Source organism: Clostridium polynesiense (assembly GCF_000820705.1).
GTDB lineage: Bacteria > Bacillota > Clostridia > Clostridiales > Clostridiaceae > Clostridium_AA > Clostridium_AA polynesiense.
This window is the reverse complement of the sequence record NZ_CCXI01000152.1, coordinates 1-14,614: the sequence shown is the minus strand read 5'-3', so window position 1 is coordinate 14,614 and position 14,614 is coordinate 1. Positions and strand designations below refer to the sequence as shown.

The window sequence follows — 14,614 nt, the reverse complement described above, 5'->3', positions numbered from 1 at the left end:
CTATATATTCGAATAAACTAATCTATTAAAATATTCTGCATATTTAATCTTTTATCTTTCTGTTTCTCATAAAAAATGTGACAAATTAAAAAAACCGAGGACAATCCTTCAGTTCTTTTAATTTGTCACTTGTCAGGTGCCAGTCACCTACATGTCCATCATCACATGTGGAATTCCTGCCTCAATATAAACCTCTCCTGCTATCTTGAAACCAAGAGAACCATAAAACTCCCTTAAATGATTTTGAGCATGAAGCTCTACAGAATCTTCCCTAAGCTCTTCTCTTATAAATCTCAGGGCTTCCTGCATAAGCTCTCTGCCAAGCCCTTTGCCTCTGTATTCTTTTTTCACTAAAACCCTTCCAATGGAAATCTTGTCTCCCTTAAGGCCCTTAGGAATTATTCTTAAATAAGCTGTAATTTCCCCATTTTCTTCTTTGTAAAGATGATAACTCTCCAGGTCAATGCCATCAGGATCCAAATAAAAGCAGTTCTGCTCCACTACAAATATACCGCTTCTTTCCTTTAAAATAGCATATAGCTCATAATTTGTAAGTTCATTAAACCTTTTTATCTTAAAACTCATTGTACACCCCTTTCTATTCCATACCACTGAAGTTTGTCACTTGTCAGGTGCCTGGCACTTGTTATAAATTTCCATGTACTCTTCAGCGGAGGATTTCCAGCTGCTGTCTTTATTCATATTTCTTTTTACAAGTTTGTTCCAATTGTCCTTCTGATTAAAGAGCTTTAGTGATCTTTTGATTTCATGTAGAAACTCCTGAGAATCATAATTTTTAAATAGGAATCCACTGCCGGTACCCTTATTCTCATCATACATCTTTACGGTATCCTTAAGTCCTCCGGTTTTTCTAACTACAGGAACAGCACCGTATCTCATGGCTATGAGTTGTCCTATTCCACAGGCTTCGAATTGAGAAGGCATTAGAAATATATCTGAAGCCGCATATACCTTCTTAGAAAGTTCTCTGTTGAAAGGAATATTTACAGAAACCTTTTGTGGATATTTTGAAGAATAATGTTTAAACATATTCTCATAGCTTTCAAAGCCTCCCCCTACTATAACCAGCTGTATATTCATGTCCATCAAGGAGGGCATTATTTCCTGAATAAGCTCTATTCCCTTTTGGTCGGAAAGCCTGCTTATTATAGAAATCAAAGGTATAGATTTATCCTCGGTTAATTTAAGCTCCTTTTGAAGCTTAAGCTTATTCTCAGCCTTTAAATGAAAATCCTTAGAAGAATAGTTATAAAATAACTCTATATCTTTTTCCGGATTATAAGCTTCATAATCTATACCGTTGACTATTCCCTTTAAATCCCTGCTTCTTTTTTTAATCATGGTTTCAAGTCCGTAGGAAAACCATGGAAGCTTTATCTCCTCTGCATAGGTTCTGCTCACAGTGGTGATTTTATCCGCTGCAGCTAAACCACCCTTCATAAAGGATATACCTTCATAATGCTTAAGCATATCTTCGGTATAATACTTATCCTCAGATAATCCCAGCATATTTAAAGCTTCCTTTCCGAAGTTTCCTTGAAAAAGCATATTGTGAATGGTAAACACTGTTTTTATGCTCCTGTAAGGTGCCTCCTCTCCGTAATAAGCATCTTTCAGAGGTATCATAAGAGCTGTATGCCAATCATTGCAGTGGAGAATATCCGGTGTAAAATCCTCCATATATTTTATTCCTTCTAAAACAGCTTTAGAAAAATACACGAATCTTTCTGCATCATCGTGGTAGCCATAAGGTGAGCTCCTTTTAAAATAATAAGGATTTTCTATAAAATAATAAACCAGTCCCTCATATTCTAATGAGGTTAAGGTGCATTCTACGGTTTTCCATCCTATAAAGGTATGGAAATCTGCAAGCTTTTTTATATTTCTTTTTAACTTTTCCTTCTATATTGTATAGAGGCATTATTATCCTTATATCCGCTCCCAGATCTTTTAACGCTTTAGGCAGGGCATAAGCCACATCTCCCAAGCCTCCTGTCTGCATAAAAGGATAAGCCTCTGCTGCTGCAAACAAAATCCTCATTTTATCCTCCTCAACAATAGCTTGTATACTTTGTCACTTGTCAGGTGCCTGGCACCGGCTTGTCCTACATCTATAATACCCTATTTATCGGTTAAATTTAAGGGTTATGAGTTTTAATGACATTGCCGGTGCTTAAAACATTGAGGATATTAAAAATTTTACGTAGATTTAACATTTCTATGATAATACTTTTTACCTTGCTTTTTTATACTAAATATGTTGAAAGAACTGCTTTTAGCTGAATACAAAGCAAGCAAAGCAAATTTAAATAGAAAAGGAGATAAATGATGAAAAAATTAATTTTATCTGCACTAGCTATTCCTCTTATGGTAACAGTAATGACAGCCTGCGGAGGAGAAAAAAACCGCAGTATAGCAGTGGTGTCCAGAGAAGAAGGCTCCGGTACCAGAGGCGCCTTTACTGAGCTTTTTCAAATAGAGGAAAAGGATTCTTCGGGAAATAAAGTGGACAAGACCACTAATGAAGCAGAAATTACAAACAGCACTTCCGTTATGATGACCACGGTTTCCGGGAATCAAGATTCTATTGGCTATATTTCCTTAGGCTCTCTCAACGATACGGTAAAAGCCTTGAAGATTGATGGTGTGGAGCCTTCCGTCGATAACATAAAAAAGGGAGAGTACAAAATTTCCAGATCCTTTAATATAGCTGTAACAAAAAACTTAAGCCCTTCTGCAGAAGACTTCATAAACTACATCCTCAGCAGTGATGGACAAGCGGTTGTAGAGGAAAGCGGATATATAAGCATAGGTTCCAAGGAAAAGTACAAAGGAACCATGCCTCAGGGAAAAATCACCGTAGCAGGATCCTCATCCGTTACTCCTGTGATGGAGGCCCTTAAGGAGGCTTATTTGAAGGTCAACCCCAATGCAGAAATTGAAATCCAGCAGAGCGATTCCACCACCGGTATCACTTCGGCAATTGAAGGAATCTGCGATATAGGAATGGCATCCCGAGAACTGAAGGACAGCGAAATAAAAAACGGACTTACTGCAATGGAAATAGCTATGGATGGAATTGCCGTGATAGTAAATAAAAATAACAGCCTAGAGGAGCTTACAAAAAATCAGGTGAAGGATATATTTACCGGAAAATCTACCCTCTGGTCAGAAATCAGTAAATAGCTGAAAAACATGCAGGAGAGGATAGTTTATTTCAATCCTGCCCGCTGAGGAGGACCTATGTATAATATCAAAGAAAAAACAATGGAATTTTTATTTCTTGCCGCTGCCCTTGCCTCCATTCTGGCTGTGGGACTAATCTGTATTTTTCTCTTTGCCAGCGGTATTCCAGCACTGCAGGAAATCGGTATATTTAATTTTTTATTTAAAACTTCCTGGAAACCTATGAACAATCTCTACGGTATTCTGCCTATGATTCTTGGCAGTATTTATGTTACCGCAGGAGCGATTATTATTGGTGTACCTATAGGAATACTGTGTGCCATATTTATGGCTGGCTTCTGTCCTAAGAAACTTTATAAGATTTTGAAGCCTGCCATTGAGCTTCTGGCAGGTATCCCCTCTGTAGTGTACGGCTTTTTTGGACTTGTGGTAATAGTGCCTGTAATTCAAAATATCTTTGGAGGCAGCGGAAAAGGGATACTTACCGCCTCATTACTCCTTGGGATAATGATACTTCCTACAATAATTAATGTAGCAGAAGCAGCTATAAGGGCAGTACCGGAAAATTATTATGAAGGCTCCTTAGCTTTGGGAGCAACCAAAGAAAGAAGCATATTTTTTGTAACTGTGCCTGCTGCAAAATCAGGTATATTGGCTGGAGTAATTTTAGGTATAGGAAGAGCCATCGGTGAAACCACAGCGGTTATCATGATTGCCGGAAATCAGGCGGTAATGCCAAAAGGACTGCTTAAAGGTGTAAGGACTCTTACCGCTAACATTGTACTGGAAATGGGTTATGCCGCAGACCTTCACAGAGGTGCTCTCATAGCTACCGCCATGGTTTTATTTGTCTTTGTGCTTTTTATAAATCTTTCATTTTCTGTACTTAAAAGGAGGAGCAGCTGATGGAAGCAGTAAATAATTATTCTATAAAACAAAAGTGGAATTCCTATAAGAAGGATCCTTTATCTCTTTTATTATTCACAGCTGTATCTTCAGCTGCCCTTATCATTATAGGATTATTAATCCTCCTGATTGGCTACATCCTTATTAAAGGAATTCCAAACCTTACTCCTGAAATCTTTCAATGGGAATATACGAGAAAAAATGTATCCATGATGCCTGCTATAATAAACACCCTTGTAATGACTCTTCTATCCCTTATTATAGCCGCACCCCTGGGCATATTTTCTGCAATTTATCTGGCAGAGTATGCAAAACGAGGAAACAAGTTTGTAACTTTAATAGGTATTACCTCAGAAACCCTGGCAGGAATACCTTCTATAGTATATGGACTCTTTGGATACCTTATGTTTTCATCAGCGTTGAACTTTGGATATTCAATGCTTTCCGGAGCTTTAACCCTGTCTATTATGGTTCTTCCTACCATTATGCGTACTACGGAGGAAGCATTGAAGTCTGTCCCTGACTCTTATAGAGAAGGAAGCTTTGCACTGGGAGCAGGTAAGCTGAGGACGGTATTTAAAGTTATACTTCCTCCTTCCATGCCTGGAATTCTGTCAGGTATTATCCTCAGTATAGGAAGAATGGTAGGAGAAACCGCCGCTTTAATATACACCGCAGGAACTGCAGCAGGGATTTCTCAAAGCCTCATGTCTTCAGGGAGAACACTGTCGGTTCACATGTACGCTCTCCTTTCAGAAGGATTATATATGGAGCAGGCCTATGCTACCGCCGTTGTCCTGCTTGTCATGGTTTCAGGTATAAACTTCACTTCCAGCTTATTAGCTAAAAAACTTGTAAAGAGGTAATAAAATGAATAAGATTTCAATAAATAACTTACAGCTTATGTATGGTGACTTTAAAGCACTTAAAAATATAAACCTCAGTGTCCCCGCCAATGAAATTACCGCTTTTATAGGTCCTTCAGGCTGCGGAAAATCTACACTTCTAAAAACTCTTAACCGCATGAACGATCTGGTAGAGGGATGCAGAATCAGCGGAGAAGTCCTCCTTGAAGGAGAAGATATTTACGGAAATATGGATGTAAACCTCCTTAGAAAGAGGGTAGGAATGGTATTCCAAAAACCTAATCCTTTTCCTATGAGTATTTACGATAACATAGCTTACGGTCCCCGCACCCACGGAATCAGATCTAAGGTGCAACTGGATGATATAGTTGAAAAATCTTTAAGGGATGCTGCTATATGGGATGAGGTAAAGGACAGATTAAAAAAGAATGCCTTAAGTATTTCCGGAGGGCAGCAGCAGAGGCTTTGTATTGCAAGAGCTTTAGCCGTACAGCCTGAGGTACTCTTAATGGACGAACCTACCAGCGCTCTTGACCCTATTTCCACTTCAAAAATCGAAGACCTTGTTGTGGAATTGAAAAAACATTATACTATAATCATGGTAACCCACAATATGCAGCAAGCTGCCCGTATCTCTGATAAAACCGCCTTTTTCCTAATGGGTGAAGTGATTGAATTTAACAACACCGAAGCTCTGTTTTCAATGCCAAAAAATAAGCTAACAGAGGATTATATTACAGGGAGGTTTGGATAATGAGAATTCAATTTAACAGTCAGCTTGAACTGCTTAATATAGAACTTATCAACATGGGCGCCCTCTGCGAAGATGCAATTTCCGCTGCGGTTAAGGCTCTTCTTGAAGAGGATGATTCCCTGCTTCAAAAAGCCCATAAAGCTGAAAGAGACATCGACCAAAAGGAACGGGATATTGAAACGCTGTGCATGAAGCTTCTTTTGCAGCAGCAGCCCGTAGCAAAGGATTTAAGAAGCATATCCTCTGCTCTTAAGATGATTTCAGATATGGAGAGAATTGGGGATCAAGCCTCTGATATTGCAGATATAACTAAATTTATCAAGAATAAACATAACAAAAGCCATATACATATAAAGGAAATGGCTGAAGCCACTATAAAAATGGTAACAGATAGTGTGGATTCCTTTGTTAGGAAGGATTTAAAGCTGGCTCGTTCAGTTATGAAATACGATGATGTAGTGGATGATTTATTTCATAAGGTTAAAGGAGAATTAATTTCCCTCATTGGAGAAAATCCTGAAAATGGAGAATTCTGCCTGGACCTTTTAATGATTGCAAAATATTTTGAGCGTATAGGAGACCATGCTGTAAATATAGCAGAATGGGTTGAATATTCCATGACTGGAAAACATGTAGGTGAAGGTTTATGATATATTTTTTAGAAGATGACAGCAGTATAAGAGAACTGGTAGTTTATACTCTGAATAACAGTGGAATGGAGGCTGCAGGCTTTGCAAAGCCCTCAGACTTCTGGGCAGCTATGGAAAAACAGCTTCCAAAGCTTATACTCCTTGATATAATGCTTCCTGAAGAAGACGGCCTTCATATACTTAAGAGGCTGAGGTCTTCTTCATCTACAAGAAAGCTTCCTGTTATCATGCTTACTGCAAAAAGCAGTGAATACGACAAGGTTATAGGACTGGATGAGGGAGCAGATGACTATATTCCAAAGCCCTTTGGAATGATGGAACTAGTTGCACGTATAAAAGCACTGCTTCGCCGTACAGAGGAAAAGGATTCAGAAATAGAATATACTTTAGGCAACCTATACGTATGTCCTTCAAAACATATAGTAAAATCCAATGGAAAATCCATTACCCTAACCCTGAAAGAGTTTGAACTCCTATGTCTTCTTATGGAAAATAAAGATATAGTGTTTACCAGGGATCAGCTGTTAAACAGGATATGGGGTTATGACTTTGATGGTGAAAGCCGAACAGTGGATGTGCATATAAGAACCCTGCGCCAAAAGCTTGGAGAAAGCGGAGGCTTCATAGAAACCGTACGGGGAATAGGATATAGAATCAGGGAGAACAGTGTATGACAAAGCGTATTTTTAAAGCAATTCTAGCAGTAGCCCTTTCTATGCTGCTGCTTTGTACAGCCCTTATTATAGGAGTACTTTATGAATACTTCGGAAATCAATTCAGCTCCCAACTTGCAAGCAGTGCTGCCTATATAGCACAGGGAGTGGAGAATGAAGGAATGTCCTATTTTGAAAACCTCCATAAAGGCAGCAGCAGAATAACCTGGGTGGATAAAGACGGTACAGTTATTTACGATAGCATAGCGGAGGTTTCTGCCCTTGAAAATCATAAAGATCGTGAAGAAATAAAGCAGGCTTTTGAAAATTCTACAGGAAAAAGCTATAGATACTCAAACACCCTGGCTGAAAAAACCCTAAATTATGCAGTAAAATTAAAAGACGGCAGTGTACTTCGGGTGTCCAGCTCTCAGTACTCCATATTTATGCTTATTTTAGGAATGCTTCAGCCTATTTTAATAATATTGATTATAGTTGTTACTCTATCCGGAGCTATTGCCTATAAGGTTTCAAAGCAGGTGGTAAAGCCTATAAATGAAATCGATCTGGAGCATCCTGAGTATGCCTCTGCATATGAAGAGCTAACCCCATTTTTAAGGCGTATAACTTATCAAAACAGACAGATTAAGTCTCAGATGGATGAACTCCGCAGGCAGCAACAGGAGTTCAGCACTATTACGGAAAATATGAGCGAAGGCTTTTTAATCATAGACAGCAAGACAAATATTCTTTCTCATAACAGCAGTGCTCTTAAGCTTTTGGATGTAAATGGTGAGGTAGGAAATCAAAGTGTGCTTACCTTAAACCGCAGTGAGGAATTTAGAAAAGCTATTGATTTAGCTTTGAAGGGGGAACACAACCAGCAGAAGATGAGGATTAACCACAGCTTTTATCACATTTTTGCCAATCCTGTTTATCAGGGGGATAATCTGGTGGGCGCTGTTTTGGTTATAATGGATATAACAGAAAAAGAGGAAAGGGAAAACCTCAGAAGGGAATTTACCGCCAATGTATCTCACGAATTAAAAACCCCTCTCACATCTATCTCAGGATTCGCGGAAATAATTAAAAACGGTATTGCTAAGCAGGAAGATATACCTGGATTTGCAGTAAATATCTATAATGAGGCTCAAAGGCTTATCACACTGGTAGAAGATATTATAAAGCTCTCCCAGCTGGATGAAAATTCCGTTCCCTTTGAAAAGGAACCGGTAGATCTACTTCAGATAGTCTACACTGTGAGCAGTTATTTAAGGCCTGCTGCAGAAAAGAGAAATATCTCACTGGATATAGAAGGTCAGCCCGTTCAAGTGCTTGGGGTGTCTAAAATCTTAGAAGAGATGGTTTATAACCTCTGTGATAATGCAATAAAATATAACAAGGACAAAGGAAAGGTATGTATAAGCCTTTCTGAGGAAAGAGGTGCTGTAAAGCTAACAGTTTCCGATACAGGAATAGGAATCCCCTACTCATTAAGAGAGAGAGTTTTTGAACGCTTTTATAGGGTGGATAAAAGCCATTCAAAAGAAATTGGAGGAACAGGTCTCGGCCTTTCCATAGTAAAGCACGGTGCTGCCTTTCATGGAGCTTCCATATATCTTAAAAGCAAGCCGGATAAAGGTACTGTAATCACCATAAACTTTCCTCCCCTTTTATAAGTTTGTCACTTGTCAGGTGCCTGGCACCGTTAACGAAGTTAACGGCGCCATTAAACCACAATAAACCCTGCAGAGCACTTCTGCAGGGTTATTTTAAGCATCTTTTAGATTACTTAATAGTATTTTTCTAAAGGCTAAAAGGATTTCTTTCTGAGTATTGCCAAAGGATATTCATCATCACCTTTTAGCTGCTTATCTGCTTCTATAATTATACCTTTATCTGTAATCACATGGTTTAGATTGGCATTTTCTTCTATTTCAGAAGCCTGGAAAATGATACAGTTCTTTAGCTTAGCGCCTTTTTTAATGACAACTCTTCTGAATATAATGCAGTTTTCCACGTCTCCTTCTATGATGCATCCATTGGCTACCATAGAATTTATAACCCTGCCGTTTTTTGTATATCGTGTAGGAGCCTCGTCCTTAGACTTTGTCATTATAGGTCTTGTCTGAGAAAAAAGTTCAGTATTTACCTTAACATTTAAAAAGTCCATGGATGTATTATAGTAGGCATATAAGGAATTTAAACAGCTTAAATATCCGTTAAATTTATAGGTTCCCACTTTATATTTATTCAGCTGGGTATATATGCAGTCCTTAAACTTTCTGCAGCACCCTGTTCGTGTGCAGAATATAACCATTTCCATGAAGAGCTCTCTCTTCATAACGTAGGCTTCCATGCCTATATTAATCTCTTTTTCTTCACCGAAATTCTTTCCTACGCTTAAAACTCTTCCTTCTTCATTTATATTAAGAGCCTCGCAGCCCTTAAAGGCTTTATCAGCATTATTTATCCTTTTATAAATCATGGTAATGTCGTTACCGCTATTTTCATGAGCTTCTGCCACTTCGCTGAAATCTATATTATATATCATGTAGGAAGGAGCCATAATTACATATTCCTGAGATGCTATCTTAAAATAATCAAGATTCTCTGCAAAATTGTTGACATCATTATGCTCCGGATCTTCCTTTCCAAAGTTAAAAAATCTAAGTCCAAATCTCTTTCTGTTAAGATCCCAAGGCCTTCCGTTGCTTATATGATCCACCAATGATCTGGAATTATTTTTAGCAAATATAGCTATATTTTCTATTCCTGCATTTGTCATATTAGATAATATAAAATCTATAATCCTATATCTTCCGGCTATGGGTATAGAAGCTAGCGGCCTCTGTACTGTAAGTTCCATCATGTCATCTTCATTTTCATCAAGATTTATTATTCCCATATAATTAGTAAGCATGCTACCTCTCCTTTCCCTCTGCTGTTTCTTCCAATATCGTTCCTGACCTTAAATCTTCATTGGAAGGCACTACGGTAATCTTTTTACCTTTCCCAACTATACTGTCCCGTCTTACCACAGCATCAGTTCCCACAATGGCCTTGTTTATAACCACATTGTCTCCTATCTTTACATTAGGCATCAGTACAGAATCAATGACCTTTGCATTTTTCCCTACATATACTCCCGGGAAAAGTATTGAATTCTTAACTTCACCGTAAACCATACAGCCCTCCACCACCAGGGAGTTGGACATTTCAGCTTCAGGCCCTATATATTGAGCAGGCCTTGAAGGATTTACAGAGTATATCCTCCAGCTGTAATCATGTATGTTTAATTCATTATTATCTCTAAGAAGATCCATATTTGCTTCCCAAAGGCTTTCTGTGGTACCTACATCCTTCCAATACCCTTGGAATGGATAAGCTATGAGCCTTTTACCCTCTGCCAGCATTTTAGGAATTATATTCTTTCCAAAATCATTATTAGACTCTTTGTCCGCGGCATCCTCTTTTAAATACTTCCTGAGAAGCTTCCAGTTAAATATATAAACCCCCATTGAAGCCTTAGTACTTTTAGGTACAGGAGGCTTTTCCTCAAATTCATATATTACATTATCTTCCTTAGTATTCATTATTCCAAACCTTTTTGCTTCTTCATTAGTGACATCAAATACAGCTATGGTTGCATCTGCCTTGTTCTGCTTATGATATTTAAGCATCTTTGTATAATCCATCTTATAAATGTGATCTCCTGATAAAACTAAAACATATTCAGGATCATAATTATCTATAAAAGATATATTTTGATAAATGGCATGAGCTGTACCTTTATACCAGTTAGCACTCTTCTCGCTTTGATATGGAGGTAAAATATATACTCCCCCATCTCTTCTATCAAGGTCCCAAGGACTTCCTATTCCTATGTGAGAATTTAGCTCTAAAGGCTGATATTGCGTAAGAACCCCTACAGTGTATATCCCCGAATTGGAGCAGTTGCTTAAAGCAAAATCTATAATTCTATATTTCCCGCCAAAAGGAACTGCAGGTTTTGCTATTTTTTTAGTTAATACACCTAATCTAGAGCCTTGCCCTCCTGCAAGGATCATGGCTACTATCTCTTTTTTAGACATAATAAGACCTCTCCTTTCTTAAGTCCAACAACAGGACGTCCTAGTATATTATACCAATGCCTGATGAATGCTACAATAAGACATCCTTCAAATTTTTATAAAGTTTAAACTTTGGTCTTTTATTCTTAACAAAAGACTAACTCTTGAAAGCTTTAACTTTCAAGAGTTCATAGAGTTTTAACAATAAATTATTATTTTATTAACACCGCAAGTTAAAAACTAAATTCACGATATTATGCAATTTTATAAATAACATCTTTCATTTTTTAAATTTTATTGAAGTTTCTTTTCCTGCCTTAAAGGGTTTACCAGGGATTTTTCTGTACGAATTCCGCTACATATCCGAGAGACTGCTGTACCACTTGCTGATCTGCTCCCAGAATATCTATTTTATTTTCCATCATTTCAATTTTCTCATTTAATCTGTAAATTAAATCCTTTATCTCATCTGTTTTTTTCTGCTCATAGGAAACCTGGGTTCCGCCTTCATCCACATATATCTTGTCAGGAGGATTCCCGCACTCTGTGCATCTTGCATATATGCTCTCCTTTTCTGTATCTTTGAAAATTTTAAAAGTATCATTATTGCATTTACAGCAGCTAGACAGCAAGACATAATCACAAAAGCTTACATCAAAGGAATATCTGTCCCCGCACTCACTGCATATGAGTATAAGATTCTTTTCTTCAGTATAAATATAAAAACTGTTACCGCTGCAGCCCTCTTTTTCACACACCACGGTTCTTATCATAGCAATCACCCCTACTCTTTTAATATGTATGCTTGTATAAAAGTATTCCAAAATATTATTTTTTTCTTTTCACTTTACAACCGAACATACGTTCTATATAATATATTATAAGCATATATCTAGTTTAGGAGAGACTTAAGGATGAAAAAGGACAGAATAATATTTCATATAGACGTAAATTCAGCTTATCTATCCTGGGAAGCGGTAAATCGCCTTCAGCATGGAGATAAATTAGATTTAAGAAAAATCCCTTCTGCAGTAGGCGGCAATCCTGAAACCAGACACGGAATAATACTGGCTAAATCAATTCCTGCCAAAAAACACAATGTTTCCACAGGTGAAACCCTTTATTCCGCTTATAAAAAGTGCCCAAAGCTTTTGGTGGTTCCGCCTAATTATCATTTATATGTAAGCTGCAGCAACGCTATGATAAATATATTAAAGGAATACTCTCCTAAAATTCAGAGATTTTCTGTAGATGAATGTTTTATGGATGCAACAGAGAAAGAAAATGATTATGGTCAGTGTTTGGAACTTGCTTATACAATCAAGGACAGAATAAAAAAAGAGCTTGGCTTTACCGTTAATATAGGAATTTCTTCAAACAAACTTCTTGCAAAAATGGCATCGGACTTTAAAAAGCCGGACCTTGTCCACACACTGTTTCAGGAGGAAATAAAGGATAAAATGTGGCCCCTTCCCGTGGAGGATCTTTTTATGGTAGGGAGAGCAACTGCACCTAAGCTTCACAGCTTGAATATCTATACCATCGGAGATTTAGCTCTCTATGATAAGTCCCTGCTTGTACATAAGCTGAAAAGCTTTGGCACACTCCTCCATAACTATGCAAACGGAATTGAATCTTCAGAGGTTAAGGAGTCAGGAAATACCATAATGAAAGGAATGGGAGCCTCCACTACCCTTGCTTATGATCTGGAAAAAAGAAAAGAAGCTCATATGGTGATTCTTTCTCTTACGGAATCCCTTTCCATGAGGCTTAGAGATTCTAAAAACTGCTGTTCCTTAATAGGAGTATCTATAAAAAGCAGCGATTTTGCCAGGAAAAGCCACGAAAGAAAATTATGCGCTCCTACGGATTCCACTGAGGAAATAGCAGAAATAGCCTGCATCCTCTTCGATGAAATTTGGAGAGGCGAAAGTATACGTCATTTAGGAATAAGAGTATCAGAGTTCTGTACCAACGATTTATGCCAGATTTCTTTATTTTCAAAAAGAAATATAGAAAAACAGCAGGCTTTAGATAAAGCTGTAGACGAAATAAGGCTTCGTTATGGTTCTAAATCTTTAATCCGGGGGGTTTTCCTGCATTCGGGAATGAAACCCATAAATGGAGGAATAGGAGAGGATGATTATCCGGTTATGACAAGCCTACTGTAAGGTTTATTTTTACTTATAATTCTTCCTTTATAAAATAACAATTAAATCTCTTGTTAATAAGAAAGGCGGCATTAGCAATGAAAGTTGTTGCAAAACCTATTGAAGTAGTGAGCTGGACGGATATGAAAGGAAATATTAACCCCATAAGGTTTAGATTTCTGGAAAAAGACGAAAGCTATAAGGTTATAAAAATAAATAAGGTTATTCATAAGGATCTGGAAAAGCTCTGCGGGAATCCTATGATAATCTACAGATGCTCCGCTGCAGTGAACGGTCAGCAGAGATTGTTTGAAATTAAATACGAATTGAATACCTGTAAATGGATATTGTTTAAAATATAAAATAAGCAGCCTTAGCTGCTTATTTATAGTTTTTTCACGTATTTTTTAAGTTTTCTAAAGTGTTTTTTAAAATCATTAGTTCTTGATATCTTGCTGAGTTTTTTCAATCTTTTTAAATCGCTTAAACCTACCAGCCTTTTTAACTCATAGTTATCACTATAGGTTTTGGTGTAATCCGAATCTATTACAAAGGCCAGCTTATAGCCTGCTGCCTCTGCAGCTTTAATAGTATCCTTATTTCTTCCTCCATAAGGATAAACTAAACAATCAACTTTTTTCTCCACTATTTCTTCCAAATTCTTTTTCGATTCCTTCAGCTCCCAAAGCTGATTTTCATAACTTAATTCATCCAGGCGAGGGTGATTAACTGTATGGGAGCCGATATCTATATACCCCGCTTCCTTCAGCTCTTTAATCTGTCTTTTATTCAAATAACCTTTTACCCCTATCTTATTGGTTATCACATATACAGAGCCTTTTGCATCAAATTCCTTCATAACAGGATATGCATTGGTATATATATTTTCATAACCATCATCAAAGGTGATAACTATAGCCTTCCTGGGAAATTTTTTACCTTTAGATTTGATTTCATATAATTCATCCAGGGTTAAAAACTTGTAATTATTTTCTTTTAGATATTTAATCTGTTCTCTAAACTGAGCTTTTGAAACGTGCATAGGTTCGTCGCTTTCAGTATCAGTAATATAATGATACATAAAAATCGGAAGGCTGTAAGAATCCTTAGTGCTTGAATAAAAAATTACCGCCCCGCTTAGAATAAGTGCAGCTGCAACAGCTGTAATGATTTTCCCCTTTTTTTTCATTTTATCTCTCCCCACCAGTTTTATTCATTATAATAAACCAGGCCGTAATTCTATTTATTATAATAAATGTAACTTTATGTATTTACATCTATAATTATACGAAACTAAATACTGAAAAGTATATAATTAACAAATTTTTTTTATAAATACTGTTGATTTTATAGGG

The 14,614-nt window shown here is 37.2% G+C and carries 14 protein-coding genes and 1 pseudogene; 9 read left to right on the top strand and 6 right to left on the bottom strand.

Annotation, left to right across the window (positions count from 1 at the left end; genetic code table 11):
• Positions 1–147 precede the first annotated feature (147 nt).
• Both TA89_RS16290 and TA89_RS16285 read right to left on the bottom strand, forming a co-directional pair.
• Complete coding sequence (locus TA89_RS16290) at positions 148–585, bottom strand: GNAT family N-acetyltransferase (protein WP_040214873.1); 438 nt, start codon at positions 583–585, stop codon at positions 148–150.
• 36 nt (positions 586–621) lie between these two features.
• Positions 622–2,023 (bottom strand): annotated as a pseudogene (locus TA89_RS16285) (glycogen synthase).
• Between the two features lie 326 nt (positions 2,024–2,349).
• On the opposite strand from TA89_RS16285, the gene TA89_RS16280 reads away from it, so the two are divergent.
• From TA89_RS16280 to TA89_RS16250, 7 genes are read left to right on the top strand one after another with little or no spacing between them, the layout of a single operon-like run.
• Positions 2,350–3,207: a substrate-binding domain-containing protein gene (locus TA89_RS16280; protein ID WP_040214871.1), complete on the top strand. Its 858-nt coding sequence runs from the start codon at positions 2,350–2,352 to the stop codon at positions 3,205–3,207.
• 57 nt (positions 3,208–3,264) lie between these two features.
• Complete coding sequence (gene pstC, locus TA89_RS16275) at positions 3,265–4,113, top strand: phosphate ABC transporter permease subunit PstC (protein WP_040214869.1); 849 nt, start codon at positions 3,265–3,267, stop codon at positions 4,111–4,113.
• On the top strand, positions 4,113–4,979 hold the full coding sequence (gene pstA, locus TA89_RS16270; protein WP_040214867.1) for a phosphate ABC transporter permease PstA: 867 nt from the start codon (positions 4,113–4,115) through the stop codon (positions 4,977–4,979). The genes pstC and pstA overlap by 1 nt, the downstream gene beginning before the upstream one ends.
• 4 nt (positions 4,980–4,983) lie before the next feature.
• Positions 4,984–5,733 (top strand): phosphate ABC transporter ATP-binding protein PstB, encoded by a 750-nt coding sequence (pstB, locus tag TA89_RS16265; protein WP_040214865.1) that lies wholly within the window; start codon positions 4,984–4,986, stop codon positions 5,731–5,733.
• Positions 5,733–6,383 carry a phosphate signaling complex protein PhoU gene (gene phoU, locus TA89_RS16260; protein WP_040214863.1) on the top strand — a complete coding sequence of 217 codons (651 nt, stop codon included), beginning with the start codon at positions 5,733–5,735 and terminating at the stop codon, positions 6,381–6,383. The genes pstB and phoU overlap by 1 nt, the downstream gene beginning before the upstream one ends.
• Complete coding sequence (locus TA89_RS16255; RefSeq protein ID WP_040214861.1) at positions 6,380–7,057, top strand: winged helix-turn-helix domain-containing protein; 678 nt, start codon at positions 6,380–6,382, stop codon at positions 7,055–7,057. The genes phoU and TA89_RS16255 overlap by 4 nt, the downstream gene beginning before the upstream one ends.
• Positions 7,054–8,715 (top strand): sensor histidine kinase, encoded by a 1,662-nt coding sequence (locus TA89_RS16250; RefSeq protein ID WP_040214859.1) that lies wholly within the window; start codon positions 7,054–7,056, stop codon positions 8,713–8,715. The genes TA89_RS16255 and TA89_RS16250 overlap by 4 nt, the downstream gene beginning before the upstream one ends.
• A 134-nt stretch (positions 8,716–8,849) precedes the next feature.
• Here TA89_RS16250 and glgD read toward each other — a convergent pair whose 3' ends face one another.
• From glgD to TA89_RS16235, 3 genes are all read right to left on the bottom strand, one after another.
• Positions 8,850–9,959, bottom strand: a complete 1,110-nt coding sequence (gene glgD, locus TA89_RS16245; RefSeq protein ID WP_040214856.1) for a glucose-1-phosphate adenylyltransferase subunit GlgD — start codon at positions 9,957–9,959, stop codon at positions 8,850–8,852.
• 1 nt (position 9,960) lies between these two features.
• On the bottom strand, positions 9,961–11,130 hold the full coding sequence (locus tag TA89_RS16240; RefSeq protein ID WP_040214855.1) for a glucose-1-phosphate adenylyltransferase: 1,170 nt from the start codon (positions 11,128–11,130) through the stop codon (positions 9,961–9,963).
• 305 nt (positions 11,131–11,435) lie between these two features.
• Entirely contained in the window at positions 11,436–11,882 is a 447-nt protein-coding gene (locus tag TA89_RS16235; protein WP_040214853.1) for a hypothetical protein, read from the bottom strand.
• Positions 11,883–12,023: 141 nt separating this feature from the next.
• On the opposite strand from TA89_RS16235, the gene TA89_RS16230 reads away from it, so the two are divergent.
• Complete coding sequence (locus TA89_RS16230) at positions 12,024–13,280, top strand: DNA polymerase Y family protein (protein WP_040214851.1); 1,257 nt, start codon at positions 12,024–12,026, stop codon at positions 13,278–13,280.
• A 77-nt stretch (positions 13,281–13,357) separates the two neighbouring features.
• Entirely contained in the window at positions 13,358–13,621 is a 264-nt protein-coding gene (locus tag TA89_RS16225; protein ID WP_040214850.1) for a hypothetical protein, read from the top strand.
• A gap of 23 nt (positions 13,622–13,644) precedes the next feature.
• Here the strand turns inward: TA89_RS16225 and TA89_RS16220 are convergent, their stop codons facing one another.
• Positions 13,645–14,448, bottom strand: coding sequence for a polysaccharide deacetylase family protein (locus tag TA89_RS16220; protein WP_052447575.1), 804 nt, complete (start codon positions 14,446–14,448; stop codon positions 13,645–13,647).
• Positions 14,449–14,614: the final 166 nt, after the last annotated feature.

Bases quoted from the DNA above. Each gene is read 5' to 3' on its own strand.
- TA89_RS16230 (WP_040214851.1), top strand. From the start codon at position 12,024: ATGAAAAAGGACAGAATAATATTTCATATAGACGTAAATTCAGCTTAT.
- pstA (WP_040214867.1), top strand. From the start codon at position 4,113: ATGGAAGCAGTAAATAATTATTCTATAAAACAAAAGTGGAATTCCTAT.
- TA89_RS16255 (WP_040214861.1), top strand. From the start codon at position 6,380: ATGATATATTTTTTAGAAGATGACAGCAGTATAAGAGAACTGGTAGTT.
- TA89_RS16240 (WP_040214855.1), bottom strand. From the start codon at position 11,130: ATGTCTAAAAAAGAGATAGTAGCCATGATCCTTGCAGGAGGGCAAGGC.
- TA89_RS16235 (WP_040214853.1), bottom strand. From the start codon at position 11,882: ATGATAAGAACCGTGGTGTGTGAAAAAGAGGGCTGCAGCGGTAACAGT.
- TA89_RS16250 (WP_040214859.1), top strand. From the start codon at position 7,054: ATGACAAAGCGTATTTTTAAAGCAATTCTAGCAGTAGCCCTTTCTATG.
- phoU (WP_040214863.1), top strand. From the start codon at position 5,733: ATGAGAATTCAATTTAACAGTCAGCTTGAACTGCTTAATATAGAACTT.
- TA89_RS16290 (WP_040214873.1), bottom strand. From the start codon at position 585: ATGAGTTTTAAGATAAAAAGGTTTAATGAACTTACAAATTATGAGCTA.
- TA89_RS16220 (WP_052447575.1), bottom strand. From the start codon at position 14,448: ATGAAAAAAAAGGGGAAAATCATTACAGCTGTTGCAGCTGCACTTATT.
- glgD (WP_040214856.1), bottom strand. From the start codon at position 9,959: ATGCTTACTAATTATATGGGAATAATAAATCTTGATGAAAATGAAGAT.
- TA89_RS16280 (WP_040214871.1), top strand. From the start codon at position 2,350: ATGAAAAAATTAATTTTATCTGCACTAGCTATTCCTCTTATGGTAACA.
- pstB (WP_040214865.1), top strand. From the start codon at position 4,984: ATGAATAAGATTTCAATAAATAACTTACAGCTTATGTATGGTGACTTT.
- pstC (WP_040214869.1), top strand. From the start codon at position 3,265: ATGTATAATATCAAAGAAAAAACAATGGAATTTTTATTTCTTGCCGCT.
- TA89_RS16225 (WP_040214850.1), top strand. From the start codon at position 13,358: ATGAAAGTTGTTGCAAAACCTATTGAAGTAGTGAGCTGGACGGATATG.